Origin of the sequence: Caballeronia udeis, from assembly GCF_044909315.1 — a bacterium.
In the GTDB taxonomy this organism is placed as follows: domain Bacteria; phylum Pseudomonadota; class Gammaproteobacteria; order Burkholderiales; family Burkholderiaceae; genus Caballeronia; species Caballeronia udeis_A.
In genome coordinates this window covers 28,381-53,771 of record NZ_JBIYEB010000024.1, presented here as the reverse complement: position 1 = coordinate 53,771, position 25,391 = coordinate 28,381, and the positions used below count along the sequence as shown (strand labels likewise).

At 61.9% G+C, this 25,391-nt stretch carries 27 protein-coding genes; 18 read left to right on the top strand and 9 right to left on the bottom strand.

The window, feature by feature from the left end; all coding sequences use genetic code 11:
• Positions 1–11: 11 nt before the first annotated feature.
• Positions 12–761, top strand: coding sequence for a YoaK family protein (locus tag ABH944_RS31170; RefSeq protein WP_404611154.1), 750 nt, complete (start codon positions 12–14; stop codon positions 759–761).
• Positions 762–881: 120 nt separating this feature from the next.
• On the opposite strand, the gene adhP is transcribed toward ABH944_RS31170, so the two are convergent.
• Together adhP and ABH944_RS31160 are read right to left on the bottom strand one after the other, a co-directional pair.
• Positions 882–1,910, bottom strand: coding sequence for an alcohol dehydrogenase AdhP (gene adhP, locus ABH944_RS31165; RefSeq protein ID WP_404611155.1), 1,029 nt, complete (start codon positions 1,908–1,910; stop codon positions 882–884).
• Positions 1,911–2,060: 150 nt separating this feature from the next.
• Positions 2,061–2,510: a universal stress protein gene (locus ABH944_RS31160; RefSeq protein WP_404611205.1), complete on the bottom strand. Its 450-nt coding sequence runs from the start codon at positions 2,508–2,510 to the stop codon at positions 2,061–2,063.
• Positions 2,511–2,938: 428 nt separating this feature from the next.
• Here ABH944_RS31160 and acs point away from each other — a divergent pair, with 428 nt between their 5' ends.
• The 14 genes from acs (at position 2,939) to ABH944_RS31090 (ending at position 15,539) form a co-directional block, all read left to right on the top strand.
• Positions 2,939–4,912, top strand: coding sequence for an acetate--CoA ligase (gene acs, locus ABH944_RS31155; RefSeq protein ID WP_404611156.1), 1,974 nt, complete (start codon positions 2,939–2,941; stop codon positions 4,910–4,912).
• Positions 4,913–5,016: 104 nt separating this feature from the next.
• Positions 5,017–5,628 carry an acetate uptake transporter gene (locus ABH944_RS31150; protein ID WP_404611157.1) on the top strand — a complete coding sequence of 204 codons (612 nt, stop codon included), beginning with the start codon at positions 5,017–5,019 and terminating at the stop codon, positions 5,626–5,628.
• 366 nt (positions 5,629–5,994) lie between these two features.
• On the top strand, positions 5,995–7,452 hold the full coding sequence (gene atpD / locus ABH944_RS31145; protein WP_404611206.1) for a F0F1 ATP synthase subunit beta: 1,458 nt from the start codon (positions 5,995–5,997) through the stop codon (positions 7,450–7,452).
• Entirely contained in the window at positions 7,449–7,892 is a 444-nt protein-coding gene (locus tag ABH944_RS31140; RefSeq protein ID WP_404611158.1) for a F0F1 ATP synthase subunit epsilon, read from the top strand. Before atpD ends, ABH944_RS31140 begins: the two co-directional genes overlap by 4 nt.
• Complete coding sequence (locus ABH944_RS31135) at positions 7,889–8,236, top strand: AtpZ/AtpI family protein (protein WP_404611159.1); 348 nt, start codon at positions 7,889–7,891, stop codon at positions 8,234–8,236. Before ABH944_RS31140 ends, ABH944_RS31135 begins: the two co-directional genes overlap by 4 nt.
• Positions 8,233–8,511 carry an N-ATPase subunit AtpR gene (locus tag ABH944_RS31130; RefSeq protein WP_404611160.1) on the top strand — a complete coding sequence of 93 codons (279 nt, stop codon included), beginning with the start codon at positions 8,233–8,235 and terminating at the stop codon, positions 8,509–8,511. The genes ABH944_RS31135 and ABH944_RS31130 overlap by 4 nt, the downstream gene beginning before the upstream one ends.
• Positions 8,508–9,206, top strand: a complete 699-nt coding sequence (locus ABH944_RS31125; protein ID WP_404611161.1) for a F0F1 ATP synthase subunit A — start codon at positions 8,508–8,510, stop codon at positions 9,204–9,206. Before ABH944_RS31130 ends, ABH944_RS31125 begins: the two co-directional genes overlap by 4 nt.
• Positions 9,203–9,451 (top strand): F0F1 ATP synthase subunit C, encoded by a 249-nt coding sequence (locus ABH944_RS31120; RefSeq protein WP_031359402.1) that lies wholly within the window; start codon positions 9,203–9,205, stop codon positions 9,449–9,451. The genes ABH944_RS31125 and ABH944_RS31120 overlap by 4 nt, the downstream gene beginning before the upstream one ends.
• A 13-nt stretch (positions 9,452–9,464) precedes the next feature.
• Entirely contained in the window at positions 9,465–10,196 is a 732-nt protein-coding gene (locus ABH944_RS31115) for a F0F1 ATP synthase subunit delta (RefSeq protein WP_404611162.1), read from the top strand.
• Positions 10,196–11,779 (top strand): F0F1 ATP synthase subunit alpha, encoded by a 1,584-nt coding sequence (locus tag ABH944_RS31110; RefSeq protein WP_404611163.1) that lies wholly within the window; start codon positions 10,196–10,198, stop codon positions 11,777–11,779. Before ABH944_RS31115 ends, ABH944_RS31110 begins: the two co-directional genes overlap by 1 nt.
• Complete coding sequence (locus tag ABH944_RS31105; RefSeq protein ID WP_404611164.1) at positions 11,776–12,708, top strand: F0F1 ATP synthase subunit gamma; 933 nt, start codon at positions 11,776–11,778, stop codon at positions 12,706–12,708. Before ABH944_RS31110 ends, ABH944_RS31105 begins: the two co-directional genes overlap by 4 nt.
• 15 nt (positions 12,709–12,723) lie before the next feature.
• Positions 12,724–14,031 (top strand): NRAMP family divalent metal transporter, encoded by a 1,308-nt coding sequence (locus ABH944_RS31100; RefSeq protein ID WP_404611165.1) that lies wholly within the window; start codon positions 12,724–12,726, stop codon positions 14,029–14,031.
• Between the two features lie 240 nt (positions 14,032–14,271).
• Complete coding sequence (locus ABH944_RS31095) at positions 14,272–15,204, top strand: DnaJ C-terminal domain-containing protein (RefSeq protein WP_404611166.1); 933 nt, start codon at positions 14,272–14,274, stop codon at positions 15,202–15,204.
• Between the two features lie 11 nt (positions 15,205–15,215).
• Positions 15,216–15,539: a chaperone modulator CbpM gene (locus tag ABH944_RS31090; protein WP_062085112.1), complete on the top strand. Its 324-nt coding sequence runs from the start codon at positions 15,216–15,218 to the stop codon at positions 15,537–15,539.
• A 93-nt stretch (positions 15,540–15,632) separates the two neighbouring features.
• Here the strand turns inward: ABH944_RS31090 and ydiK are convergent, their stop codons facing one another.
• A complete protein-coding gene (gene ydiK / locus ABH944_RS31085; protein ID WP_404611167.1) occupies positions 15,633–16,754 on the bottom strand; it encodes an AI-2E family transporter YdiK in 1,122 nt (373 codons plus the stop codon).
• 249 nt (positions 16,755–17,003) lie between these two features.
• Here ydiK and ABH944_RS31080 point away from each other — a divergent pair, with 249 nt between their 5' ends.
• Entirely contained in the window at positions 17,004–17,291 is a 288-nt protein-coding gene (locus ABH944_RS31080) for a type 2 periplasmic-binding domain-containing protein (protein ID WP_404611168.1), read from the top strand.
• Positions 17,292–17,522: 231 nt separating this feature from the next.
• Here the strand turns inward: ABH944_RS31080 and ABH944_RS31075 are convergent, their stop codons facing one another.
• Positions 17,523–19,040 carry a sensor domain-containing diguanylate cyclase gene (locus ABH944_RS31075; RefSeq protein WP_404611169.1) on the bottom strand — a complete coding sequence of 506 codons (1,518 nt, stop codon included), beginning with the start codon at positions 19,038–19,040 and terminating at the stop codon, positions 17,523–17,525.
• Positions 19,041–19,381: 341 nt separating this feature from the next.
• Between ABH944_RS31075 and ABH944_RS31070 the strand changes: the two genes are divergently transcribed.
• Entirely contained in the window at positions 19,382–19,855 is a 474-nt protein-coding gene (locus ABH944_RS31070) for a hypothetical protein (protein WP_404611170.1), read from the top strand.
• A gap of 172 nt (positions 19,856–20,027) precedes the next feature.
• Here the strand turns inward: ABH944_RS31070 and ABH944_RS31065 are convergent, their stop codons facing one another.
• Both ABH944_RS31065 and ABH944_RS31060 read right to left on the bottom strand, forming a co-directional pair.
• A complete protein-coding gene (locus ABH944_RS31065) occupies positions 20,028–20,432 on the bottom strand; it encodes a lysozyme inhibitor LprI family protein (protein WP_404611171.1) in 405 nt (134 codons plus the stop codon).
• Between the two features lie 133 nt (positions 20,433–20,565).
• On the bottom strand, positions 20,566–20,862 hold the full coding sequence (locus ABH944_RS31060) for a hypothetical protein (RefSeq protein WP_404611172.1): 297 nt from the start codon (positions 20,860–20,862) through the stop codon (positions 20,566–20,568).
• On the opposite strand from ABH944_RS31060, the gene ABH944_RS31055 reads away from it, so the two are divergent.
• Positions 20,861–21,370, top strand: coding sequence for a DUF1993 domain-containing protein (locus ABH944_RS31055; RefSeq protein ID WP_404611173.1), 510 nt, complete (start codon positions 20,861–20,863; stop codon positions 21,368–21,370). The two genes, ABH944_RS31060 and ABH944_RS31055, sit on opposite strands and share 2 nt — an antisense overlap.
• Before the next feature lie 111 nt (positions 21,371–21,481).
• Here the strand turns inward: ABH944_RS31055 and ABH944_RS31050 are convergent, their stop codons facing one another.
• The 3 genes from ABH944_RS31050 to ABH944_RS31040 form a co-directional block, all read right to left on the bottom strand.
• Positions 21,482–23,182, bottom strand: a complete 1,701-nt coding sequence (locus ABH944_RS31050; RefSeq protein WP_404611174.1) for a methyl-accepting chemotaxis protein — start codon at positions 23,180–23,182, stop codon at positions 21,482–21,484.
• 410 nt (positions 23,183–23,592) lie between these two features.
• Positions 23,593–23,913, bottom strand: coding sequence for an ArsR family transcriptional regulator (locus ABH944_RS31045; protein WP_404611175.1), 321 nt, complete (start codon positions 23,911–23,913; stop codon positions 23,593–23,595).
• Between the two features lie 17 nt (positions 23,914–23,930).
• A complete protein-coding gene (locus ABH944_RS31040) occupies positions 23,931–25,358 on the bottom strand; it encodes an aminotransferase-like domain-containing protein (RefSeq protein WP_404611176.1) in 1,428 nt (475 codons plus the stop codon).
• Between the last annotated feature and the right edge of the window lie 33 nt (positions 25,359–25,391).

Below are 25,391 nucleotides of genomic sequence, written 5' to 3'. Positions count from 1 at the left end.
AGCGAACGGACATGCCTATAGAGTACCTGCGAGGTTTTGCGCGGCCGCAGCGCACCGACCAGAATAACCGGCGCCTCGGGCGCTGGCTTGCGTTCATTGCGGGCGCGGCGAACGCGGGCGGCTTCCTTGCTGTCGGGCAGTACACCTCGCATATGTCGGGAATCGTATCGGCACTCGCCGATAACCTCTCCATAGGCGACTTCGGCCTCGTCATCGCGGGACTGAGTTCACTCGTGGCGTTCACGGCTGGGGCGGCCACCTCCGCGATCATGATCAACTGGGGCCGGCGGCGCCGGGCACAAAGCGAATACGCGCTGCCTTTGATGCTGGAAGCCGTGCTGCTGCTCGTGTTCGGTCTGCTCGGATCGAACCTGGAAAACAACCGCATCCTGTTCGTGCCCGCGACCGTGGCGTTGCTGTGCTACGTGATGGGTCTGCAGAACGCGATCATCACGAAGATCTCCAAAGCCGAGATTCGCACCACGCATATGACCGGCATCGTCACGGATATCGGCATTGAACTTGGCAAGCTTTTTTACTGGAACGTGTCCGAGTCGGGGCCCGGCGTTGCCGCTGTGAAGGCGGACCGGTCGCGGCTCTGGCTGCTGGCGTCGCTGCTTGGGATGTTCTTTACCGGCGGCCTCGCGGGCGCGCTGGGTTTCAAGTATGTGGGTTTCATATCGACGCTGCCGCTGTCGGCCATGCTGGTCGTGCTGGCAGTCGTGCCGCTGATGGACGATCTGGTCGGTCAGCGACGCTAGCGCCCGTAGTCCGGCCATGTAGCCGATGAGATCTGATTGAGCGCTGGTGTCTCGCAGGTGCCTGCTCAGCCCACGAATTGCAGAGGGAATTCAATCCCCTCTGCAATTCGATCATTCACTTCAGGCTGCAAAATCCAGCACTATCCGGCCTTCTATATCGCCCTTGCTCATGCGCGAGAATACGTGATTGATGTTCTCGAGTTTATCGGTCGCTACCGTGGCTTTGACCTTGCCCTCTTCGGCGAAGATCAGCGACTCCTGAAGATCGAGACGAGTGCCGACAATCGATCCGCGTACGGTGATCCCGCCCAACACCACGTTGAAGATAGGCAAGGGAAAGTCACCGGGCGGCAAGCCGTTCAGGGAAACCGTGCCACCACGCCGCACCATGCCGAGCGCCTGTGAGAACGCCTGGGGCGAAACTGCGGTAACAAGCACCCCGTGCGCCCCGCCAATTTCCTTTTTGATGAACGCGACAGGATCGGTCGTCTTTGCGTTGACAGTGACGGCAGCACCAAGACGCGTGGCGAGTTCGAGCTTTTTATCGTCGATATCGACGGCGGCCACGTTGAGACCCATTGCCTTTGCGTACTGCACTGCCATATGCCCAAGCCCACCGATTCCGGAAATGACGACCCAGTCCCCGGGTTTCGTATCCGTCATCTTCAGCCCCTTGTACACCGTCACACCGGCGCACAGGATTGGCGCGATCTCGATGAAGCCGATCCCTTTCGGCAAGTGACCCACATAGTTCGCGTCGGCAAGCGCGTATTCGGCAAAACCGCCGTTCACGGAATACCCCGTGTTCTGTTGCGATTCGCAAAGCGTCTCCCATCCGCCCAGGCAATGCTCGCAATGTCCGCACGCGGAGTACAGCCATGGAACACCCACGCGATCGCCTTCCTTGACGTGGCGCACGCCGGCCCCGACTTCAGTCACGTAACCGACACCCTCATGTCCCGGGATGAACGGTGGATTGGGTTTGACCGGCCAATCTCCGTGGGCGGCATGCAGGTCGGTATGGCAAACGCCACAGGCTTCTATCTTGACAAGCACCTGGCCCGCACCGGGCGTCGGCACCGTGACTTCCTCGATCTGCAGCGGCTGGCCAAACGCGCGCACTACAGCCGCTTTCATTGTCTTGCTCATCGTTCACCTCTCGTCAATGCATGGTTAAAGCAGTAGCGCCTCTCAGGAGGCGCTACTGTGGATGCAACTGGAATCTTCCTGCCGCAGGGGGTCATGCCTGTGCCGTGATAAACCGTGCCTGCGGGCGCGCGGTCTTGATATCTGAAGCCGTTATTGCGTCTCACGGACCAGCAGGACAGGACAACACGAGGACCGCAGAAAACGCTCCGCGACGCTACCCATGGTTATCCGGCTCATGCCACGCCGTCCGTGCGTGCCCATGACCACGAGATCAGCGCCATTGCGCTGCGCGCAGCGCAGCAGGCAGTCCGCGACATCCTCCGAGATGTTGTCGGTTTCTGCCACTTCGACATCGCACTTGAGCCCGTGCTCCGCCATGACGGCCCGCGCATCCGCCAGTACACGCTCGCCGTCACAACGCAGCGTGTCGACAAACGCGAACTGATCGAAGTTCGCCGCATACATGAACATCGCGGACCGGTCGAGTACATAGACGGCCGTTATCTTTTCGTAGCCTGCATTCGCCATATGAACGGCCTGAAGCAATGCACGCCTGGAGCATTCGCTGCCATCCACCGCGATCAGGATGTTTCGATACATAGACATAGTCGTCTCCTCAATTCGCGGCCCGCGTGAAGGGGTTGATGAACCCCGTTGCCAGAATCAGTTCCTCTTATGGATGAACAAGCGCGCGATTTTTACCAAACGTCCACTTATCAATTTAGGCGTCAACCCAGGCTTGTCGTTGACCTATGTCAACCAGCCTGTTCCCGGCGAAACAACCCAAAGCCGGAATCACCTCGCTGTGCGAATTTGTCCATTCGTCTGCCCGGTCTGTTTGATTTGCATCAACAGGTCGTCTGGTGGAGATCCCATAGTTGACTTGCGGCAGTGCCTCGATTCGACCAGCGTCGACCATGCGAGAGGCGCATAACCCCTCACACGGGCAAAGCCCACTCGGGCCATCAAGAGCTCCCAGGCGACGGCTGCCGTTTGCCCGTCCATCTCACGACTCAAGCGAGGAGACTATGTCTACCATCGAATCGATTCCCCTCATCCCTGCGCAGGGTATTCCCTTGACACGCCATGCCGCGATTGACGGAATGGATGCCTATCTCGCACTCGTGGCTGAAGCCGCTCAGGATCACGAAGCCTTCTGGGCGCGTCTGGCCCGCGAGCATCTGAACTGGCGTCGCCCGTTTACGCGGATTCTTAACGACGACAATGCTCCGTTCTACAGATGGTTCGAGGACGGGGAGCTCAATGCGTCGTATAACTGCCTTGACCGGAATCTCATCAACGGCAACGCGGACAAGACCGCGATCATCTTCGAATCGGACGACGGCCGGGTCTCTTCCATCACGTATCAGGCGCTGTACCACAGGGTATGCCGGCTCGCCAACGCATTGCGGGCACGCGGGGTGAAGAAAGGCGACCGCGTGGTCATCTACCTGCCGATGTCAGTCGAAGGCGTCGTCGCCATGCAAGCGTGTGCGCGCATCGGTGCGCCGCACTCGGTTGTCTTTGGTGGTTTTTCCGCCAAATCGCTCCACGAGCGGATGGTGAACGTGGGTGCGGTCGCGGTCATTACCGCTGATGAACAGGTCCGTGCCGGCAAGACCCTGCCGCTGAAGACGATCGTTGACGAGGCGCTCGCAATGGGTGGCACCGACGCCGTCAAGACCGTCGCCATCTATCGGCGCACCGGCGGACGGATTCCGTGGATCGGGGGCCGTGACGCCTGGCTGCATGAGCTTGAGAATGACCAGCCGGAAACCTGCGAGCCTGAATGGGTTGGCGCCGAGCATCCGCTGTTCGTGTTGTATACGTCGGGATCCACCGGCACGCCGAAAGGCGTCCAGCATAGTACAGGGGGTTACCTGACATGGGCGGCCGTCACCATGCGATGGACCTTCGACATCAAGCCGGACGATGTATTTTGGTGTACCGCCGATATTGGCTGGATCACGGGGCATACGTACATCTGCTATGGACCGACTGCCGTCGGTGCGACCCAGGTCATTTTCGAGGGCGTGCCCACCTACCCGAACGCGGGCCGCTTCTGGGACATGATCCAGCGCCACAAGGTGTCGATCTTCTACACCGCACCGACCGCCATCCGCTCGCTGATCAAGAGCGCTGACGCAGACCGTGCTGTCCATCCTGCAAGCTACGACCTGAGCACGCTGCGCATCCTCGGGACGGTGGGCGAACCCATCAACCCAAGTGCGTGGACGTGGTATGCGGAGCAAGTCGGCGGTGGCGGGTGCCCCGTACTCGACACCTTCTGGCAGACCGAGACAGGCGGTCACATGATCACCCCGTTGCCGGGTGTCACCCCGCTGGTTCCCGGATCCTGCACGCTGCCGCTACCCGGCATAGATGCCGCGATCGTCGATGAAACCGGCAACGAGGTCCCGAACGGGCAAGGCGGAGTGCTGGTCATCAGAAAGCCCTGGCCCTCGATGATCCGCACCGTATGGGGCAACCCGGAGCGCTTTCGCAACGGTTATTACCCGCAGGAACTTGGCGGCAACCTGTATCTCGCCGGAGATGGTGCGATCCGCGATCCCGACACGGGTTATTTCACCATCACGGGCCGTGTCGACGATGTGCTGAACGTATCGGGTCACCGCATGGGCACGATGGAGATCGAGTCGGCGCTGGCGGCTTGTCCGTTGGTCGCGGAGGCGGCGGTGGTGGGTCGTCCCGATGAAACCTTCGGCGAAGCCATTGTCGCGTTCGTCGTGCTGAAAGGGCTGCGGCCCACGGGTGCCGACGTGAAACGCATAGCCGACGAGTTGCGTGCATGGGTCGGCAAGGAGATCGGTCCGATTGCGAAACCGAAGGAGATCCGCTTCGGCGACGCGATGCCAAAAACGCGTTCCGGCAAGGTCGTGCGCCGCATGTTGCGCTCGGTCGCGAAGGGCGAAGAAGTCTCGCAAGACACGTCGACCGTTGAAAACCCCCAGGTGATCGCGCAGTTCGCCGACCCGGCGTGAAGATCGAAGCACAAGAGGGTCGAACCGTGCGGGTTCGTCGCGCGGCCATTGATTCGTTGTAACTGCTGCGCGACAGCTTCCGTTTGCTTCAGGAGACATTCATCATGAACTTCAAGACACCTAACCCCGCATCGCTCGGGCTTGCCGGATTCGCTTTGACAACCTGGCTGCTCAGCATGATCAACGCCGGATGGTTCACAGGCGACGCCATGGGCATTGTGCTCGCCGTCGCCTTCGCTTACGGCGGTACCGCACAAGCAGTGGCTGGACTGATGGAGATTCCTCGCGGCAACACGTTCGGCGCCACCGCTTTCCTGAGCTATGGGGCGTTCTGGTGGTCGCTCGCGCTTTTCGTGGTGTTCCTCCATGACAAAGTGCCGGCCGCCTTCATCGGCTGGTACTTGTTCCTGTGGGGCGTGTTCACACTGTATATGTGGGTCGCGACATGGCGCTCGGCGCGTGCGCTGCAACTGGTGTTCTTCGTGCTGTGGATCACCTTCTTCGTGCTGGCTGCAAGCGAATGGACCGGCCTCGTGTGGCTGCATCACGCAGGCGGCTATTGCGGCCTTGTTACAGCGGTGCTTGCGTTCTATCTGTCGGCTGCGGAAATCATCAACGAGATGCATGGGCGCAACGTACTGCCTGTGGGGACAGGCGCGACGGCGATTGTCGTGTCGGTGCCGGTTGATTCAACCCACAACCTGCAACGAAGCTGATCGACAGTTGATGGGCACGCGGCGGCCTTTTGCGGCATCGAAACTGCCGCGAATGTGACTCATGGACGGTTGACCCAGATCAAGGGTTTGCACCAATCGGCAGATACAGTTGACTCCAGCATGCGCCACGCACGCGTTCGTTCGCGGACCGCCATGCCGCCATGCGCTTGCGCCTCCCCTGTCTCGTGCCGGGGTCGCAGTCTGCCTGAAGGAGCCAAATTGAACCATCGCCAGCCGGTCACCACCATCGAAAACCATCCATTGACGGTTGGAGTCGAGAACACGAACGCGACGCCGGCCGAATCGCTTCCGGGGTTCGACCGGGCCGCCGTTGAGTCCGTACCGCAAAAAAACCGTCCTTCCGGCGTGCTTTCCGACGACGCAGCGCAAGGCCGCGTCGTCGCGGTGCGAGGCGCTATCGTGGACGTCGCGTTCGACCATGCTGCGTTGCCGCTCATTGAAGAATCGCTCTCCATCTTCACTGACCGCGGACCGCCGATCATAGCGGAAGTGCAAGCGCATCTGGATGAATACACGGTGCGCGCGCTTGCGCTGCAGTCGACCAACGGCCTGAATCGCGGCACGGCGGTGCGTGCATCCGGCGGGCCGATCCTCGTACCGGTAGGTGAAGCCATGCTCGGCCGTCTGATCGATGTCACCGGCACGCCGGGAGATCGCGGCGCCCCCTTTGCCGACGACGTCCCGCGTCGCCCGATTCATCGCGCCCCGCCGCCATTTGCATCGCAGAGTGCGGCTACCGAGATTTTCTGGACCGGCATCAAGGTCATCGACTTGTTGACGCCGCTTGCGCAGGGCGGAAAGGCCGCGACCTTCGGCGGCGCAGGAGTGGGCAAGACCGTGCTCGTGATGGAGCTCATCCATGCGATGGTCGAACGCTATAAAGGCATCTCGGTCTTCGCCGGAGTCGGCGAGCGGTCGAGGGAAGGTCACGAGATGCTGCTCGACATGCGCAACTCTGGCGTACTGCCGCGTACCGTGCTGGTCTACGGCCAGATGAACGAGCCGCCCGGCGCGCGCTGGAGGGTGCCGTTGACTGCGCTCACTGTCGCGGAATACTTTCGCGATGAACGCCACCAGAACGTACTGCTGCTGATGGACAACGTCTTCCGGTTTGTCCAGGCCGGTGCCGAGGTCTCCGGCCTGCTTGGCCGGCTGCCCTCGCGGGTTGGCTACCAGCCAACGCTCGCCAGCGAGGTAGCGGCGCTACAGGAGCGCATTGTGTCGGTCGGAGGTGTGTCGGTGACTGCAATCGAGGCTGTCTACGTTCCGGCGGACGACTTCACCGACCCGGCCGTGACGACCATCGCGGCGCATGTGGACAGCATGATCGTCCTGTCCCGTTCGATGGCCGCCGAGGGCATGTATCCCGCCATCGACCCGATCGCTTCGTCGTCCATCCTGCTCGATCCGGCTTTCGTGGGCGACGAACACGCCGCGGTCGCGATCGAGGTGCGCAAGACCATCGAACATTATCGGGAATTGCAGGACGTGATCTCGCTGCTGGGCGTCGAGGAACTCGGCGTGGACGATCGCCGGATCGTTGGGCGGGCCCGTCGCCTGCAGCGCTTCCTGAGCCAGCCATTCACGGTCACGGAGGCGTTCACAGGCGTACCCGGCCGCTCCGTGGTGGTTGCCGACACCATCGCCGGCTGCAAGGCAATCCTCGCCGGCGAGTGCGACGCGTGGCAGGAAAGCTCGCTCTACATGATCGGCACACTCGATGAAGCCCGCGCTCGCGAAGCGGCCTCGTCAACTGCGCCCGCGGCCCAAGCCAAGCCGGCTGCGGAGCACGTCGAATCATGAGCGCGCTCCTGCATCTGACCATCGCCACGCCGGCGCGCGTGCTGTTCGACAGCACGGAGGTCGTTGCGCTGCGCGCCGAGGATGCCAGCGGCAGTTTCGGCATTCTGCCCGGCCACGCGGCGTTCCTGACCGTGCTTGCGCCGTCCGTGCTGCGCTGGCATGCGGCTGACGGTGTCGAACAATTCTGCGCCGTAAAGGAAGGTGTGCTGCGGGTATCGGGTGGCCACGAAGTATCGATAGCGTGCCGCGAAGGCGTAATGGGCGCGAGCGGCACATCGCTTGAAGTGCTCGAGGCGCAAGTCGATGCCGCCCGCGCGGTGCAACTCGACGCGGTGCGGCGCGCCCGCGTGGATGAAACCCGTCTCCATGCGCAAGCCGTGCGCCAGTTGCTGCGCTATCTGCGCCCGAGCGCAAAACCAGCGGAAGGAGCCGGATCGTGACTCAGCCCCCGCCGGACGACGTAGAGCGCAAGCGCGACCCGAAGCGCAATGCCGAAGACGATGCCGACCGCATGGCCCTCGCCGCTCGGCAAGCCGTAGAGCGCGAACGCCAGGCGCAGAAAGAGCCGGAACCATCGCTTGGCGCCCGCCTCGGCCAGATCGGGATTCTCGGCTGGACCATCGTCGTCCCGACGCTGCTTGGGCTCGTGATTGGGCGTTGGCTCGACCGGCACTTCAACACGGGCGTGTTCTTTTCTGCGCCGCTACTCATGGTTGGTGCTGCCATCGGACTGTGGTCCGCATGGAAATGGATGCATCGGCAAACCCGGAGAGACCGGCAATGACTTATCAATTCCCGCTCGCAGCCCAGATCGCGATTGGCGTGGGTGTCGGCCTCGCCGCCGGTGCGATCCACTTCGCGACCTTGCGCTGGAACGTCCGGCTGCTGATCGCGGGTACGCCGGTCAAAGCAATCGGGCTGCAACTCCTGCGCCTTGCGGGCGTGGCCATTTTGTTCGGTATCCTTGCGAAACTTGGCGCATGGCCGCTGTTATGCGGAGCGGCCGGGTTGCTGCTGGCACGCAGCGTTATCCTGCGACGCGTCCAGGTCACGCCATGATTGCCTCGCCTCTCGCTACCGCCACGCTGTTCCATATCGGACCGATCGGCATATCGGCGCCGGTGGTAGCAACGTGGGTCATCATGGCCCTGCTTGGCGGAGGCGCCGCCTGGTACACGCGCCGCTTGTCGCTCACGCCATCGAAAGTGCAGACGGTGCTCGAACTGCTGGTCAGCACCATTGACGACCAGATTCGCGACACGATGCAAGCCGAGCCCGAACGCTATCGTTCCTTGGTAGGCACGCTCTTCCTGTTCATCCTCGTCAGCAACTGGTCGTCGCTGCTGCCGGGTGTCGAGCCCCCCACGGCGCATGTGGAAACCGACGCCGCGCTGGCCCTGATCGTGTTCTGCGCGACCATTTTCTACGGCGTGCGCACGCGCGGCCTCGGCCGTTACCTCGCTACCTTTGCCGAGCCCACCTGGATCATGATTCCGCTCAACGTGGTCGAACAGATCACGCGAACCTTCTCGCTGGTCGTGCGCCTGTTCGGCAACGTGATGAGCGGCGTCTTTGTCGTTGGCATCGTGCTGTCGCTCGCGGGGCTGCTGGTACCTATCCCGCTGATGGCGCTCGACCTGTTGACCGGCGCGGTGCAGGCGTACATCTTCACGGTTCTCGCGATGGTCTTCATTGGCGCCGCGCTAGCCGAAAACTCCACAAAAACTTCCAGCAAAGAGGCAGGCCAGCCATGAACAATCTGATCCAGGTAGTGAGCATTCTCGCAGCAGCCCTTGCCGTCTCGTTCGGCGCTATTGGACCGGCACTCGGCGAAGGCCGTGCGGTCGCGGCCGCTATGGACGCGCTTGCGCGGCAGCCGGAATCCGCCGGCACGATCTCGCGCACGCTGTTCGTCGGCCTGGCGATGATCGAGACCATGGCGATCTACTGCCTGGTGATCGCCCTGCTCGTGTTGTTCGCCAACCCGTTCGTGAAATGAGCGGGCGCTGATCATGCACATAGACTGGTGGACTCTTCTCCTGCAGACAATCAATGCGCTCGTGCTCGTCTGGTTGCTTGCGCGCTTTCTGTTCCGGCCGGTGGCGAAGATCGTGGCGGAACGCCAGCACGCAGCGGCGGCTCTGATGGCCGATGCCGCCGCCGCGAAAGCCGCGGCGCTCGACGAACAGCAGAAGGCCGCCGCGCAGAGTGCTGAACTTGCCGGGCAACGCGCGCATCTGCACGAAGCGGCGACGGCCGAAGCCGCGCAACTCAAGGCATCGCTCGAGAACGCGGCACGCACCGAGACAGACCAGATGCGCACGGCCGCGCAAACCGCGATTGACGCCAGCCGGCGCGAGGCTGCCGCGGCGGACTCTGATCGCGCGTCACAATTCGCACTCGATGTCACCGCGCGGCTGCTCGATCGCCTGCCCGCCGAGGCCCGGATAGCGGGTTTCATCGACGGACTCGCCCGTGAGCTGGCCGCACTACCCGAGGCGACCCGGACGCAACTTACCGGCGACGAGGAAGCGGTCCACCTGATCGTGCCTCGCGCGCTCAGTGCCGAAGAACTGGCCGCGTGTCAGGCGGCCATCACCCAGGCCCTCGGGCACCCGTTGCAGGTTCAGGTCACCGTCGATCCCGCCGTGATCGCGGGGCTTGAACTGGAAGCGCCGCACGCCGTGGTGCGCAATAGTTTTCGCCACGATCTCGCCGGCCTCAAAATGGAGCTTCTCACCTGATGACACTCACCCGGCCCGACCTCGCTGCAGCAGACAACGACTGGCTCGCCAGCAGCCGCGCCGCCCTCGCCCGCGCTCCGTTTGCCGCGCAGGCGGAAACTGTCGGACGCGTGGAGCACGTGTCCGACGGCATTGCCTCTGTCTCCGGCCTGCCCGATGTGCGCTTGAACGAGCTGCTGCGTTTCGAGGGCGGCCGGTTCGGCTTTGCGCTCACACTGGACGCCGATGCTATCGGTGCGGTGCTTCTCGATGACGGCGACGCAATTTCCGCCGGGTCCCGCGTCACCGGCACAGGGCAGGTGGTGGAAGTGCCGGTCGGTCCCGGACTGCTCGGGCGAGTGGTCGATCCGCTCGGCCGGCCACTCGACAACGACGAACCCGTACCGGCTGAAATGCACTTGCCGATCGAGCGCCCGGCGCCTTCCATCATCGACCGGGATCTGGTCGCGCAGCCGGTCGCCACCGGCATCCTGCTGATCGACGCGCTGTTTGCAATCGGGCGTGGCCAGCGCGAACTGATCATTGGCGACCGGGCGACCGGCAAGACCTCGATCGCGATTGACACGATCGTGAATCAGAAGCACTCCGACATGATCTGCGTGTATGTGGCGATCGGTCAGCGCGCGACCGCCGTGCAGCGCGTGATCGATGCCGTGCGCCGCCACGGCGCGCCGGAGCGATGCGTCTTCGTGGTTGCCCCGGCGGCTTCCTCGCCGGGCTTGCAATGGATCGCGCCGTTTAGCGGTTTCTCCATCGCGGAGTATTTTCGTGACCGTGGGCAACATGCGCTCATTGTGATCGACGACCTGAGCAAACATGCCGCGACGCATCGCGAACTCGCGCTGCTCACACGCGAACCGCCCGGGCGCGAGGCGTATCCCGGCGATATCTTCTATCTGCATGCGCGGCTGCTGGAGCGGGCGGCGAAACTGTCCGGGGAACTGGGTGGCGGGTCACTCACCGCACTGCCGATCGCGGAAACAGATGCCGGTAATTTGTCGGCCTACATCCCCACCAACCTGATCTCGATCACCGATGGGCAGATCATGCTCGACGCAGCGCTGTTCGCCGCCAACCAGCGCCCCGCGGTGGACGTTGGCCTGAGCGTGAGCCGGGTCGGTGGCAAAGCGCAGTTGCCCGCGCTGCGCAAGGTATCCGGGCGCTTGCGGCTCGATTATTCCCAGTTCCTTGAACTTGAAATGTTCACGCGCTTTGGCGGGGCGATGGAGCCAAGGGTGAAGGCGCAAGTGGTCCGCGGCGAGCGCATTCGCGCATTGATCACACAGCCGCGTTTTGCGCCGCTGCGCCCCATCGATGAAATCGCGCTGCTTGCCGCGCTCGCCGACGGCGTGTTTGACTCGCTGCCGGTCGGCTGCATTGCGGCGGTTCGCACGCGTCTTGCCGCGCATCTTGACGCGCATGGCGGCCCTGCCGCGAGCGACGCGCTGGTTGCCACGGGCACGCTCGATGACGCCACGCTAAGCGGACTCGTCGCGGCCGTACGCGATCTTGCAGTGCAAGTTGGCGCGGCGCCTGAGCCTGAAGTCAAGCAGGAAACCGCACCCGAGGCCACGTCGACATGAGCAATAAACTTAGCGAAGTGCAGGCGCGCATGAATGGCGTGCACGGGCTCGAATCTGTGGTCGGCGCCATGCGTGGCATTGCGGCGGCCCGCTCGCGTGAAGCGCGCAGTCGTCTGGATGGCATTCGGGCCTGCGCGCAGATAGTCAGTGCGGCGATCGGCGACGCGCTGCTGCTGATCGACGATCACGCGTCGCACGAAACCGCGGCAACCGGGCAAGATGCGGCCATGGTGATCGTGCTGTGCGCGGAACAGGGGTTCGTCGGTACATTCAACGAGCATCTGATCGATGCAGCGTTGGCATCGAGTACAGGTTCCGCGCGCGCTGCGCCGACGCAATACCTGATGCTCGGCGACCGCGGGATCGTGGCGGCGACGGAACGCGGGTTGAACATTAGCTGGTCCGCACCGATGATCACCCATGCCGACGAAGTTCCCGCGCTCGCCGATCGCCTCACCGGCGTCCTGTTCCAACGCCTGGTCGCCGGGGGGACGACTCGCGTGAGCGTGATCCACGCGACGCCGAACCCGACGGCCACCGTCGAGATCGTGGAGCAGGCGCTGCTGCCGTTCGACTATGGGCGCTTCTCCGCTACCTCATCGGCAACCGTACGCGGCGACCCGCCACTCATTACGCTCGCACCGCGGCGCCTGTTATCGCAGCTTGCGGAGGAATACATCTTCGCGCAGCTTTGCGAGGCAATCATGCTGTCGTTCGCAGCCGAAAACGAAGCGCGCATGCGGGCGATGATCGCCGCGCGCACGAACGTGCACGACAAACTTGAAGCATTGACCGGCGACTATCGCCGGCTGAGGCAAGAAGAGATCACGTCGGAAATCGTGGAGCTTTCCGCAGGAAGCATTGCCGCCGGCAGGCCTTCAAAAAAACCGCGCCCGCGCAATGGGCACGGCTCCAACCCCTCCTTCTGACACCACCACGCCATCATGGACGAGCCTTCCCAGGAATACGATGCAGAGGGCCGCGATCCAGTGATCGGCCCCACCAAACCGCATTTGCTCGGCGTGCTGGGGCCCGGCCTGATCACCGGTGCCTCCGACGACGACCCGAGCGGCATCGCCACCTACAGTCAGGTCGGCGCGGCCTTCGGCTACGGACTCTCCTGGACACTTCTGTTCAGCTATCCGCTGATGGTCGCCATCCAGATGATCAGCGCACGCATCGGCCGCACAACGGGACACGGCATAGCAGGCGTGCTGCGCCTGCACTACTCGGCGTGGCTGCTGCAGTGGATCGTAGTGCTTCTGCTGATTGCGAATATCGTCAACCTGGGTGCGGACCTCGGTGCCATGGCCGACGCCCTTGCGCTGTTGCTGCCCGGTCCCAAGTGGCTCTACGTGCTGCTGTTCTCGGTGATTTGCGTCGCGATGCAGCTCCTGCTGCAATACACGCGCTACGTAGCGGTGCTGAAGTGGTTCACGCTGTCGCTGTTTGCGTATTTCGCCGTGCTGGCGGTGGCCCACGTTAACTGGGGCCAACTCGCCAGCAACCTGCTCCTGCCGCGGCCGGTGTGGAACTCGGCTTATCTGACAGCGGTGGTCGCGGTGTTCGGCACCACGATCAGCCCCTACCTGTTCTTCTGGCAATCCGATGAGGAAGTCGAGGACATGCACGTGCATCCCCGGCGGCACGATCTATTCGATGCACCTGAACAAGGTCCCAAGGCACTGCATCGCATCGAGGTCGACACGCTTGCCGGCATGGGATTGTCCAACCTGGTTGCGCTTGCCATCCTGGCGACCACGGCCGCGACATTGCACGCGGGCGGTATTGTCGATATTGAAACATCCGCTCAGGCGGCACAGGCTTTGAGACCTATCGCCGGGCAATTCGCCGCGCTGTTTTTCACGTTCGGACTGATCGGGACGGGCCTGCTGGCTGTACCTGTGCTCGCCGGATCGGCGGCGTATGCGATTGGTGAAGCGCGGGACTGGCCGGTGGGCTTCACGCGAAAAATGCAGGAGGCGAAGGCCTTTTACGCGACCATCGCGGTGGCTACGCTGATCGGCATGGTGATCAATTTCACCTCGATCAACCCGATCAAGGCCCTCTACTGGAGCGCCGTGCTCAACGGCGTGGTCGCCGTGCCGGTGATGTTCGTGATGATGAAAATAGTATGTCGTCCAGACATCATGGGAAAGTTTGCGGCCAAGGGCTGGTTGCGGGCGCTGGGCTGGATGGCGACAGCAGTCATGCTGGTGATTTCGGTGGGCATGGTAATCACCTCGATCTGACGCAGCGCCACCGTGTCGCCCTTGGCCTGCGAATTGCTGCAGAACACGCGCAGTTGACTCGTGGTCAGGGCCTTGTCAGCCATTTCCCGTCCTGCGCCGCATTGACCTACACTTCTAGCGATATGATTGATCGAGGTAGCTGAGTGGCTTGACCAGGCGTAGACCAGGCAAACGCGATATCCGCCGTCGCAACGCATCAGCTCAGACGAAAACTCCTTCCACTTTTATTTTAGGTTAGAAATGAAATTCAAGGACTATTACGAAGCCTTGGGAGTCGAGCGCACCGCGACACTGGCGGACATCAAGAAGGCGTACCGCAAGCTCGCTCACAAATATCATCCCGACGTCTCCGCCGAAGCGGACAGCGAAGCGAAGTTCAAGGACGTCGCCGAAGCGTATGCCACGCTGAAAGACCCGGAAAAACGCGAAGCCTACGACAACCTCGGCAAACATCCGGCCGGTGAATCGTTCACGCCGCCACCGGACTGGCAGCAACATTTCCATACAGGCGATGCCGGTCTTGACGACGTCGATCTCGCCGATCTTTTTTCAGCCTTTGGCCGGGGCGGCGGCGCTGGCAGTCAACGCAGACAAAGCTTTCCGGTTCCCGGGCAGGACTACGAGATCGCCACGCCGGTGACGCTTGAACAGATTCATCGCGGAGACGAGATCGAACTAAGCGCCGAGCTTCCCGAGTACGACGCCAATGGCCTCGCGCATCGGGTGCCACGAACCTTTCGAATCACCATTCCCAAATCGGCGGCGAACGGTCAGCGCCTGCGGCTGGCCGGCAAGGGCGGCCCGGGGTTTAATGGCGGACGGCCCGGCGACCTGTATGTGTCACTTGTGTTGCAGCCGCATCCGCTTTACAGGCCCGATGGCCGCGACCTCTATATCGACCTGCCGCTCGCGCCGTGGGAGGCTGTATTGGGGGCGAGCGTACACGTGCCTACTCTTGCCGGCACGGTGGAGCTCAACGTGAAACCGGGCACGACCGCCGGGCAAAAATTGCGGCTCGCCAAGCGCGGGCTGGCGTCGGCCGATGGCAACGTCGGGGCGTTGTATGCCGTGGTCAGGATAGAAGTGCCGAAGACGGTAAGCGCTCGTGAACACGAGTTGCTGGAGCAACTGGCAGCGGCATCGACCTTCAACCCACGCAAACATTTCGCGTAAGGAGCAAATCCATGAGCACACCATTGAGCGAATCGGTCTGGCTTAACGACGTGGATGTTTGCCAGGTTGAATATCTGGCGGAGGTGTCGGGTTTATCGATTGAAGAAATTGAAGACCTCATTGATACCGGCATCATCAAGCCGGTGGACACCGGCGCGCCCCCACGCGTGTTCCAGCTTCGTTATGTCGTCACCGTCAAAACGGCACGGCGGCTGCGCGATGACTTCGAACTCGACCAACGCGGGCTTGCGCTGGCGCTGTCCTTATTGCAGCGCATAGACGAACTGCAAGCCGAAATTCACGCGACGAAGGCTCGGCTGGGACACCCTCGCTGATTGCATGGAAGCGGACCTTCACCAGGTCCGCTTCATGACGGATAGCGGATGTTATCGGTCATGAAGCGGGAAGGAATTCCCAAGCCTTCGCGGCTAGGAGAAGTTCTTCGGATTCTCTGCCGTTGTGACTCGAGCGGCTTGAGCAGCGTCAGCGACAGGTACGGGGGAAGGTTCGCTGATCCACGCTTCCAGAAGCGTCGATGTCACCGCCAGAATCACCGGGCCGACGAACAAACCTACTATGCCGAACGCGAACATGCCGCCCAACACGCCGGCCAGGATCAACAGCATCGAAAGGTTCACGCCACGCCGAATCAGAATTGGCCGCAACAGACTGTCGAGCATGGCGACTGCAACCGACCAGACCAGCAGCACAATGGCGACGACGGTCGAGCCATGCACAAAAAGCCACACGACCCCGCCGAGCAAAGGCAATGACGGGCCGATCTGGGCCAGACACAACATCAGCATGACCGCGGTCAATATGCCGGCAGCAGGAACACCTGCTATCCACAGACCGATCCCGCCCAGCGCGGACTGCGCCACCGCCGTCACGACAATCCCGAGCGCGACTGCGCGAACCGCCAGCCCCGCCAGCTTGACAGCTTCCGCGCCGCGCTGACCCGCCAGCCGGGATGCGAAGCGCGTGACGAAGCGGGCCGCTGCTTCACCCTGGCTGTAGAGAATGCCCGCGATGATGATCGTGACGAACATGTGAATCACGAACACGCCCACGGCCGCCGCATGGGCGAGCATCCAGCGCGCGACGATCGTCAGATAGGGTTCCAGCTTCGCCAGCAGGCCACCCGGCCCCGCGTCCGACAAGGTCTGCCATTCATGCGCGACGCGCTGCCCGGCAAGCGGGATCTCGCCGACCCAGTCGGGCGGCGGCGCCAATGCGTATTGAGGCAGACCCTTGATGGTCCCCATGATGTCGCTCCCATGCGAGGCCAGTGTCGAAATTGCCTCGTAGAGCGGCAACGCGATCACGACCAGCAGGATGATCAGCATGACCGTGGTGGCAATCCACCGGCGATTGCCGACGCGGCGCTGCACCGCCAGCATGACGGGCCAGGTCGCAACCACAATGGTGGTCGCCCAGATGAGCCCTGGAATGAAAGGCCGCAGGACATAAAGGCTGCCGATCATCAACGCTGACAGGATGACGATCACAAACATGATGCGGGCAATATCGACTGGATGACGCGGATTCATTTCGTGCTCCTGACAAGAATATCCTGGCTGTGCTTGAACGCGCGCGCTGAACATCCGACATGGGTTCCGGCCGCACGAGCCGCACAGCGAGCCCGATGCCTGATGGAGTTTACCGGCTATTGGTTTCCAACGGTGTGCCTTGACTGCGCACATGATATCGAATGCTTCCGCGCAACGTCACCTTCAGCATCCTGTGCGCGTCGCCGGAGTGCGTGCGCGTGGCAGGTACGCCCGAGCGGCGCGCTGCAAGTGAATATTGCCGGATCGCTCGGGGTCGCGATCCGCGAAGGTCCTGGTATCGGCATGCTGCCGCTGTATGCCGCGGCCGGGGGTTTGCGCAACGGTCCGCTGGTGCGCGTCCTGGACCAGCACATTTTGCAGAAGAAGAATATCGATGCGCTTTACGCATCGCGCCGCTTCGTCGATGCAAAAACGCGAACGTGCATCGACTTCCTGCGCACTTGCCGGCCCGCCGTGATCGAGCGCGATGAAGCGGTCCTCGCCGACGTAGCCCACCCCTGCAAGTCACGGATGTAGCTCACACCAAGCCACTTCAGCTTGACGAAACTTTCCCACCCGATTTCATAATAATGCCTTCCAGGCACGGGGCTTAATCTTAAACGCGTGCTTACCTGGACTTCGGTCACCGGTTGCGACAAGACTGCCCGGCGGTTTCCGGCGAGCACGTGAACTCGTCTTGAGGTTCCAGCGGCCTGCCTGATGCGCGGGAATCGCGGCTGAACAACACCGCGGCCGTGAGCCGACGCATCACACCTCGGCGCTCGACACCTTGTTCCGGCCAGTCGCCTTGGCGTTGTACAAGGCTTCATCGGCAGCCTTGATCACCGTCGTCAGGTCGTCGTCCATCTGCGGCTCACGGCTTACCGCGCCAATACTCGCGGTCACGCATCCATACTCGCTGCCTGCATGCTCGATATGGCATGCGCAAATCGCGGACCGGATCTTCTCGGCAATCAGCGAAGCACCGTGCGCCGCGGTATCGGGAAGCACGACAATAAACTCCTCTCCTCCATAGCGCGCGGCGCTGTCGGCCGGGCGCCGGATGTTGTCGGCAATGCAGCGTGCGACAGTTGCCAGCGCGTCGTCGCCAGCCTGATGGCCGTAGGTGTCGTTGTAGGCCTTGAATCTGTCGATATCGACGAACAGGAGCGACAACACACTTTGCGAGCGTTTCGCGCGACGCCACTCCTGTTCGAGTATTTCGCCAAGACTGCGGCGATTGTTCAACCCGGTCAGGCCGTCCGTGCGCGCCAGCAATTCAAGCTCGGACTCGGCCCGCATGCGCCGCCGCAACTGGATCCCGAGCAACACGGAAAGCGCGATGAACGCTACGGCGAATACGCCCATCATCGACCCGATCGTCAGCGCCCGGCGCCGCCATGGAGCGTAGATATCCTCCTCGGACGCCGCCACCATGATGATCAGGGGCGCATGCGGAAAGTTGGCGAACCAATACAAGCGGCGATTGCCGTCGATGCTCGATTTTTCGATGAAGCTCCCGTCGGGCGCAGACAAAAACCGCTTGAAAGTGGCCGCGTCCTTGATGTTTCGCCCGATGACCGCGGGGTCGTACGGCTGCCGCATCAGCATGGAGCCGTCTCTTCCGATCAGCGAAAGCGATCCGTGCGGACCCAGCGCCAGGCCGGCGAACAAGTCGTGGAAATACGCAATATTCACCGCCAGAAGCACGATTCCGGCAAACGATCCGTCGGGGTTGGACAGCCGCCTGCTCAAGCCAATGCTGGGCGCGGCGTTGCGCAGGCGAGACAGGTAGGGATCGCTGATGTAGAGACCCACATTGGGGTTGTCGCGTTGAACAGTGAAATACGGCCTGTCGCTGAAATTGCCGGCTCTTGGCGTGTCACCGGCGGAGTCGATGACGACGTCGCCGCGCGCGTCCATCACCAGCATGGAACCGAGATATTTCGCGCTGGCGGCGCGGTCGAAGAGCACCTCCCGGCGCAAGCGCGGCGGCAAGGCCATCACGTCCGCTTCCTGCAGCCCGTCGACCACGGCTTGCAGCGACAGTGCGTAAAGTTCGAGATTACGTTCTATATCGCGCTGTGCGATGACGGCAACATCGCGCAAAGTGTCACGGGTATGGTCCAGCGCATCCTGGCGGCTCTGGTACAGGACCACGCCGCACAGGCCCATCATGACCACTGCAATAAAAGCGCCGCACGAAGCGACAGCAACGGACGTTGACAGTCCGAGCTTGATACGGCTCACGATACCGGCGCAGCTGGCTTGCTCTGCTTTTGTCATTGTGGTCGCGGTCTTCCCTGCTAGATAGAGGACACGGTTCTCGTCCCTGGCCCCGCCGGATCAGCCTCGATGCATCCGCTGATCTGGCGGTTAACTCATGTCTGACCGACATCCCGCCGCCGAACCTCCATTCGAAGAGCACTACTACCCGCTTGACTATCAGCCGTCCCGGGGGGCATTTGCCATGCCGTTATGCACACGCCATTATTGGCGAGCGGGTTTCCAACGGAGAATGTGCCGCCCCACCCGCGGTTTCCCGCGTTACGAATCATATTCCATCAACCCCTTGCCCGGCGTGTACGTAGAAACCCAGGCTTAAACAGGTTCACAAGGAGGCGTCGATGTTCCAACAGCCCTATCAAGTGCATGAAGTGCCGCAAGAGACTCGAGAACTGGCGACCGCCCGCAAGATCGCGGCGATCGTCGCATCACTTACCATTCCTACCATTGCACGCTCAGAGCTTGCTTACCAGACCCTCCCCGCTGACCTGGAGGCCAAACTCGTTGGTTATTTCCACGGATTTTGCATGCCGATCTGCGCGGCCTGGGACATCGATGGCACCGATGTGCCGGCCGAAGCGACCGGCCTCGTCGTCAATTTGATTTTTCCCGAGAACCGGACATCGCTCAGTCATTCGGTCGACAGCGTGATGCTGAACTCCGAGGCTTTCGGCAAAGGCATGGAGGCTGGCCGCCGCGACGGCGAGCTTTATCGGACCACCGGACGGAAAGGCACCGCGTTATTGCAGATCCTGGTGAGCGATTTCCGGGGGTTTTGCGACTATTCAAAAGTTACCGCGGACACGACCGCGTAAGACGCTGTAATCCTTCGCGGTCATCTGGACTGGCACTCGGGGAAATCGAAGCTGAACAACGCTTCGAGGGACCGGTGTTGCCTGCCGTTTCGATGTTGATCGCCGATCGCCGGTCAATCATTCAGCACGCGCCTCCTGACGACGCGGTGCTGCCCTATTTTTGCTTGCGGCGTCATTGACCGCCGCATGACAAGTCGCCTTCCTCGCAGTGCAATTGCGCTCCGAGCAGCTTCGTTTGCGCCTGCGTAAGTTTGTCCATGCACGACGCATAGACCATGGAATGAATGCTGCCGTCAATCGTGCTCATGGTCTCGAACCGGCACTGCGCGTCGCGGTAAGCGAGCCACGCGCGCTGCGCGTTTTGCAGGTTCGTCTTCCCTTTCTGGCTGGTTTTCGCCGACAGCGCACGGTAGACCTCGTTCAGCTTCGCATCGGATGCCTTGAAGTCCTTGTCGGCGCATTGGTTGAGCGTCGACTGATCGGAAGCGTTCTTGCAATCGAGCTTCTGCGCATAAGCGGCGCTGCTCGCTACCGACAGCGACAAGATGATCCCCACCAGATTCCAGCGGACAGTCATGCGTCTCCTCCTGAAGAAGTAAAAATCGCTGCCGGGTACGACCGGATCCGGCGGCACGGCCGCGGGTCCGCGTTCGGCAAACGGCGTAGTCAGCCCGTTCCGTTCAAGGCGGGTTTTCTGCGCGACAAGCAGATTACACCAGACATACGTGCGAACGTTGTCCGGGTGCACATGGCTTATCGACGGTAGGGGCGATCCCGGCTTCCGGCTTCATCCACACAAGATGAAGTCCTGCGCGCCAGGCATTTTCCGCAGCGCGCTTATAATCTTGCGCGGCACCGGGCTGGGTGAAACGCCACAACTGCCTCAGGGTTTGCTCAGAAGCGGGCTCAATCACCCGCCCCAGGTATGTCCAAAGATAAAACAAACCGGCGCGGTATTTTGTTTGTTCGCGCCGGCACCCCCACTGACTGAATGAAAGAGTGACCATGACCATCTCCATGTACAGCACGTCCGTCCCGGTTTTCAAGCAAATGCTGACCGCCTTGTCCGATGTGCTCAAGAAAGCGGAAACGCACGCCGCCGAGAAGAACATCGACCCGAACGCGCTGCTGCAAGCACGTTTGTTCCCGGACATGTTCCCGCTGGTCCGTCAGGTACAGATCGCCGCTGACTTCAGCAAAGGCGTGACCTCGCGCCTGGCCGGCGTGGAAGTGCCGTCATGGCCCGATACCGAAGTCACGTTTGCCGATCTGCAAGCGCTGGTGGCCAAGGCATTGGCTTACATCGGCACGTTCGAAGCCGCGCAATTCGAAGGCAGCGAAAACAAGGAAATCGTGCTGCGCCCGGGCACGCCGAAAGAGAAGAAGCTTGCCGGCAGCGCCTACTTGCAGCACTACGGCCTGCCGCAGTTCTTCTTCCATGTGACAACCGCGTACGCAATCCTGCGCCACAACGGCATCGAGATCGGCAAGCGCGACTACATGGGCGCTTATTAAGCTAGCTGCCGAGCCAGCTATTGATCCTGGCCCAAATGCATCAAGCCGGCTGCAAGGGACTCGACACAGTCCGTTGCAGCCGGCTTTTTTCAAGCTTCAAATTTCAAACGATCAGAACGTCTGCCATTCCGGATCCTTGCCCACCACCGGCGCGATCCGGGGCGCAGCCGCCGCCCGTTTGGCGGGCTTGCTGCGGCTTCCCGGACGGCTGACCGCCGGGGTTGTTTTCGCCGGCGTGAAGGTCTGTGCAACGGGATCGGAAGCACTGATCCGGAAAACCGACACCAGCTCGCGCAGCGTGCCCGACTGAGCCGCCATCGACTGCGCGGCGGCAGACGCTTCTTCAACCAGCGCCGCGTTCTGTTGCGTCACCTCGTCCATCTGCATGACCGCCTGATTGACCTGTTCGATACCGGTGTGCTGTTCGCCCGATGCCGCGCTGATTTCGCCCATCAGGTCCGTCACGCGCTTGACCGACTGAACCACCTCGCCCATGGTGCGTCCTGCTTCGTCAACCAGCTCCGAGCCGGCATTCACGCGCTGCACTGAAGCGCTGATCAAGTCCTTGATCTCCTTGGCCGCCGACGCGCTGCGCTGAGCCAGCGTGCGCACTTCGCCCGCCACCACCGCGAACCCGCGGCCCTGCTCACCCGCCCGTGCCGCTTCAACCGCCGCGTTCAGCGCAAGGATGTTCGTCTGGAACGCGATGCCTTCGATCACCGTGATGATCTGGGCCACCTGTTCCGAGCTGCTGGAAATTTCGCTCATCGTCTGGACTACGCGATTGACGACATCACCACCGCGTACCGCCGTCTCCGACGCGCTGGCAGCCAGCGAATTGCCTTGCAGCGCATTCTCGGCGTTCTGCTTCACGGTCGCGGTGAGTTGTTCCATGCTTGCGGCGGTTTCTTCCAGCGAAGCCGCCTGCTCTTCCGTGCGCTGGCTGAGATCCGTATTGCCGGCTGCGATCTGTGCCGAGCCCGTGGCAATGCTGTCGCTGCTGTTGCGCACGCGGCCCACTACGTCGACCAGGCGTTCGTTCATGTGGCGCATGGCGGCCAGCAACTGGCTGGCTTCGTCCTTGCCCGTCACCTCGATCTGCGCGGTCAGGTCACCCCGGGCGACGGTCTCGGCAATCACGACCGCGCGTCCGATCGGAGCAGTAATGGAGCGTGTGATCAGCCAGCCGATCGCAATGCCCGCGAACACCGCGACAGCGATCAGCAGGCCCGTGCTCACCACGGCGTTGTCATAAGTCGATGCTGCGCGCCCGACCTCCTTTTCAGCGCCGGCGCGGTTGAGTTCAACATCCGCTTCGATCAGCTTGAGCATGTCCGTGAACGCGGTGCCGGCCTCGCCGCTCGAGAGTGCACGGGCGTCGTTGAAACCGGCGTCGCCCTTGTCGGCCAGGTCGAGCAGTTTTGCGTCGAGAACCGCATAACGCGCCCACGCGCCCTTGATGTTGTCGAAGAGCTGCTGCTCTTCAGGCGACGACACGAGCTTCTCGTATTTCGTGAAGACTTCCTGAAGCTTGGCCACCGAAGCGTCATGCTCGGCGCGCTGCTCCTGCTTTTCCTTCGGGTCGGCAGCAAGGATCGAGCGCAGTGATGTGCGGCGCGCGTTGTTGGCATAGGCCTGCATTCTGCCGGCAGCCTGGACACTGGGCAGCCAGTCGTTGCCCAGTTCCAGCGTACCGGCGTAGATGTGCGACGCCTGCCAGAGCGTCAGCCCGCCCACCGCGCATAACAGCAGCAGAATCGCTGCGAAACCCGCGCCGAGCCGGGTGCCTATCTTGAAGTTACTCAGATTCATCTAACGCTCCAGTGTGATCAACGATGAACACGATTACGGAGCATTCGCGACTTCCTGAAACAACCTTTCAATTTTGTGGTTGACTCAAAACGTATGAAGAATATGACCCTCTTTGTAACCTGTTGAATTTAATCAGTAATTTTTGATAAGAGTGGCATGAGGCATCTGCCAATACTTGAGTCTTCGGTAAAAATAGCGTTTTCGGTACGCACAATCGGCAATAAATGGACAGTTTGTGCCCAGGAATCGCTCTTTCTGAGGATTTTTTACTTAATCGAATGAAACACAAAATAATTCGATATTCCTTACAAAGGCATCTCATTTCCACCGTCGAGAACACAATAGCTGGCGTGATGTTGCGACTGATCTCCAATTGGCAACCAATAGCGCTCGTGTAAGTGCACGTTCGTTCACGATTTGCCACTCTCCGGGGGTGCTTGGGCGAATAACTGCGCACACAGCTCGCGGCCCGCTTCGTTTAGCGCGGCCGTGGGTGAGGTCGTGGCATTTTCGCCGGTCTTGTCCGTGTCATCCGGACTGGACGGAGTCAGCAACGCCGCGTCGGACAGCGCGGTCAGGTGGCGAATCAGACTGCTCATGGGCACGCCCGATTGCTTCGATAACTTCGCGAGCGACCACGCCCGCCCGGATGTCTCCTGAGCCGCCCGCCATAACTGCGCGAGGATCGCGATCAGTGCCGGGTCAATCTCATCTTCCGTGCTCTCGTTCATGTTTTTGGTCTCCGTCTCTAGCCTCGACTTTTCCCGCGCGCCATGCCGGCGACAAGTTCGCCCAGCGTCTTCAACGCGCTTTCCGTCTGTGCGCTCCAGGGATAACTGTAGTTGAGCCGGATGAAATGACGGAAGGCGTCGCGCGATGAAAACATCGTGCCCGGCCCGATCGTGATCCCGAGCGCCAGCGCGGTCTCATAGAGCTGCATCGAGTCGACATTACCCGGCAACTGAACCCATATCACATAACCGCCCATGGGCGCGGACGTGTGCGTGCCGGCGGGGAAAAAGCGCGTGACCATGGCAATCATGAGCCGCGCCTGCTGCCGGTAAACCTTGCGCACATGCCGCAGATGACGGTCGTAACCGCCCTGGCGAAGATAGTCGGCCACCGCGACCTGCGGCACCGACGGGGTGGTCAGCGTATTCAGGAACTTGAGCTTTTCCACCTCGCGGCGGTAGCGTCCGGGCATCGCCCAGCCTATCCGGTAGGACGCGGTCAGGCTCTTCGAAAACGACGCGCAGTGCAGCACCAAGCCCTTTTTATCGAAGTTCTTCAGCGCCGACGGCCGGGCCTCGCCGTAGTACAACTCCTGGTACACATCGTTTTCGATCACCGGGATTTCATGCGCGGCGAGCAGGCCGACAAGCCGCTCCTTGTTTGCATCGGACATCACGAAACCCAGGGGATTCTGGAAGTTCGGCATGACCATGCATGCCGCAATCCGGTGTTCGCGAATGATGAGCGCGAGCGCGTCGATGTCGATGCCTTCAGCCGGATGTGTCGGCACTTCGATCGCCCGCATGCCGAGGCGCTCGATTGCGTGGAGCATTGCGTAATAGGTCGGTGATTCGACCGCGACGGTGTCTCCCGGTTTCGCCACGGCCTGCAAGCTCAGGTTGATCGCCTCCGTGGCGCCGACGGTGATGACGATCTCGTCAGGGTCGACGGGCACGCCGTTCTCCGCGTAACGCCGCGCGATCTGGCGGATGAGTTCAGGGTTGCCCGGCGGCAGGTCGTCCATCAGGTTCCAGCTTGAATGCCGCCGCGCAATGGCGTTCGCCAACTGGTTGATGCGGCGCCACGGAAACAGCGACGGGTCCGGATAAGGCGACCCCAGCGGCGTGGCGTCCTGCGAGCGGATGGAGCGGAGCGTGGACAGCACGAGGCGGCTGACATCGACTTTCGATGCGACCGGCGGCTGCGAGGCAACTGGATTCACCGCTTGGGCCGCAGGCAGTTCGCGCACGAAATAACCCGATTGCGGCCGGGTTTCCAGCACGCCGCGGCTTTCCAGCCGCGCGTACGCGTGCAGGACCGTCTTGATGCTGACGCCATGCTGGGCGCTTGCCTGACGCACCGAAGGCACCCGCTCGCCCACGGCGAATACCCCGCGCCGTACGGCTTCTTCGATCTCGGCCGCCAGTTTTTCGTAGAGCGTCACGTTGGGAGAATAAGCGTTGGGTGAATAAGCAAA

Coding starts and splice junctions, on each gene's coding strand:
- ABH944_RS31170 (WP_404611154.1), top strand. CDS start 12: ATGCCTATAGAGTACCTGCGAGGTTTTGCGCGGCCGCAGCGCACCGAC.
- adhP (WP_404611155.1), bottom strand. CDS start 1,910: ATGAGCAAGACAATGAAAGCGGCTGTAGTGCGCGCGTTTGGCCAGCCG.
- ABH944_RS31160 (WP_404611205.1), bottom strand. CDS start 2,510: ATGTATCGAAACATCCTGATCGCGGTGGATGGCAGCGAATGCTCCAGG.
- acs (WP_404611156.1), top strand. CDS start 2,939: ATGTCTACCATCGAATCGATTCCCCTCATCCCTGCGCAGGGTATTCCC.
- ABH944_RS31150 (WP_404611157.1), top strand. CDS start 5,017: ATGAACTTCAAGACACCTAACCCCGCATCGCTCGGGCTTGCCGGATTC.
- ABH944_RS31140 (WP_404611158.1), top strand. CDS start 7,449: ATGAGCGCGCTCCTGCATCTGACCATCGCCACGCCGGCGCGCGTGCTG.
- ABH944_RS31130 (WP_404611160.1), top strand. CDS start 8,233: ATGACTTATCAATTCCCGCTCGCAGCCCAGATCGCGATTGGCGTGGGT.
- ABH944_RS31125 (WP_404611161.1), top strand. CDS start 8,508: ATGATTGCCTCGCCTCTCGCTACCGCCACGCTGTTCCATATCGGACCG.
- ABH944_RS31120 (WP_031359402.1), top strand. CDS start 9,203: ATGAACAATCTGATCCAGGTAGTGAGCATTCTCGCAGCAGCCCTTGCC.
- ABH944_RS31115 (WP_404611162.1), top strand. CDS start 9,465: ATGCACATAGACTGGTGGACTCTTCTCCTGCAGACAATCAATGCGCTC.
- ABH944_RS31110 (WP_404611163.1), top strand. CDS start 10,196: ATGACACTCACCCGGCCCGACCTCGCTGCAGCAGACAACGACTGGCTC.
- ABH944_RS31105 (WP_404611164.1), top strand. CDS start 11,776: ATGAGCAATAAACTTAGCGAAGTGCAGGCGCGCATGAATGGCGTGCAC.
- ABH944_RS31100 (WP_404611165.1), top strand. CDS start 12,724: ATGGACGAGCCTTCCCAGGAATACGATGCAGAGGGCCGCGATCCAGTG.
- ABH944_RS31095 (WP_404611166.1), top strand. CDS start 14,272: ATGAAATTCAAGGACTATTACGAAGCCTTGGGAGTCGAGCGCACCGCG.
- ABH944_RS31090 (WP_062085112.1), top strand. CDS start 15,216: ATGAGCACACCATTGAGCGAATCGGTCTGGCTTAACGACGTGGATGTT.
- ydiK (WP_404611167.1), bottom strand. CDS start 16,754: ATGAATCCGCGTCATCCAGTCGATATTGCCCGCATCATGTTTGTGATC.
- ABH944_RS31075 (WP_404611169.1), bottom strand. CDS start 19,040: ATGACAAAAGCAGAGCAAGCCAGCTGCGCCGGTATCGTGAGCCGTATC.
- ABH944_RS31070 (WP_404611170.1), top strand. CDS start 19,382: ATGTTCCAACAGCCCTATCAAGTGCATGAAGTGCCGCAAGAGACTCGA.
- ABH944_RS31065 (WP_404611171.1), bottom strand. CDS start 20,432: ATGACTGTCCGCTGGAATCTGGTGGGGATCATCTTGTCGCTGTCGGTA.
- ABH944_RS31055 (WP_404611173.1), top strand. CDS start 20,861: ATGACCATCTCCATGTACAGCACGTCCGTCCCGGTTTTCAAGCAAATG.
- ABH944_RS31060 (WP_404611172.1), bottom strand. CDS start 20,862: ATGGTCACTCTTTCATTCAGTCAGTGGGGGTGCCGGCGCGAACAAACA.
- ABH944_RS31050 (WP_404611174.1), bottom strand. CDS start 23,182: ATGAATCTGAGTAACTTCAAGATAGGCACCCGGCTCGGCGCGGGTTTC.
- ABH944_RS31045 (WP_404611175.1), bottom strand. CDS start 23,913: ATGAACGAGAGCACGGAAGATGAGATTGACCCGGCACTGATCGCGATC.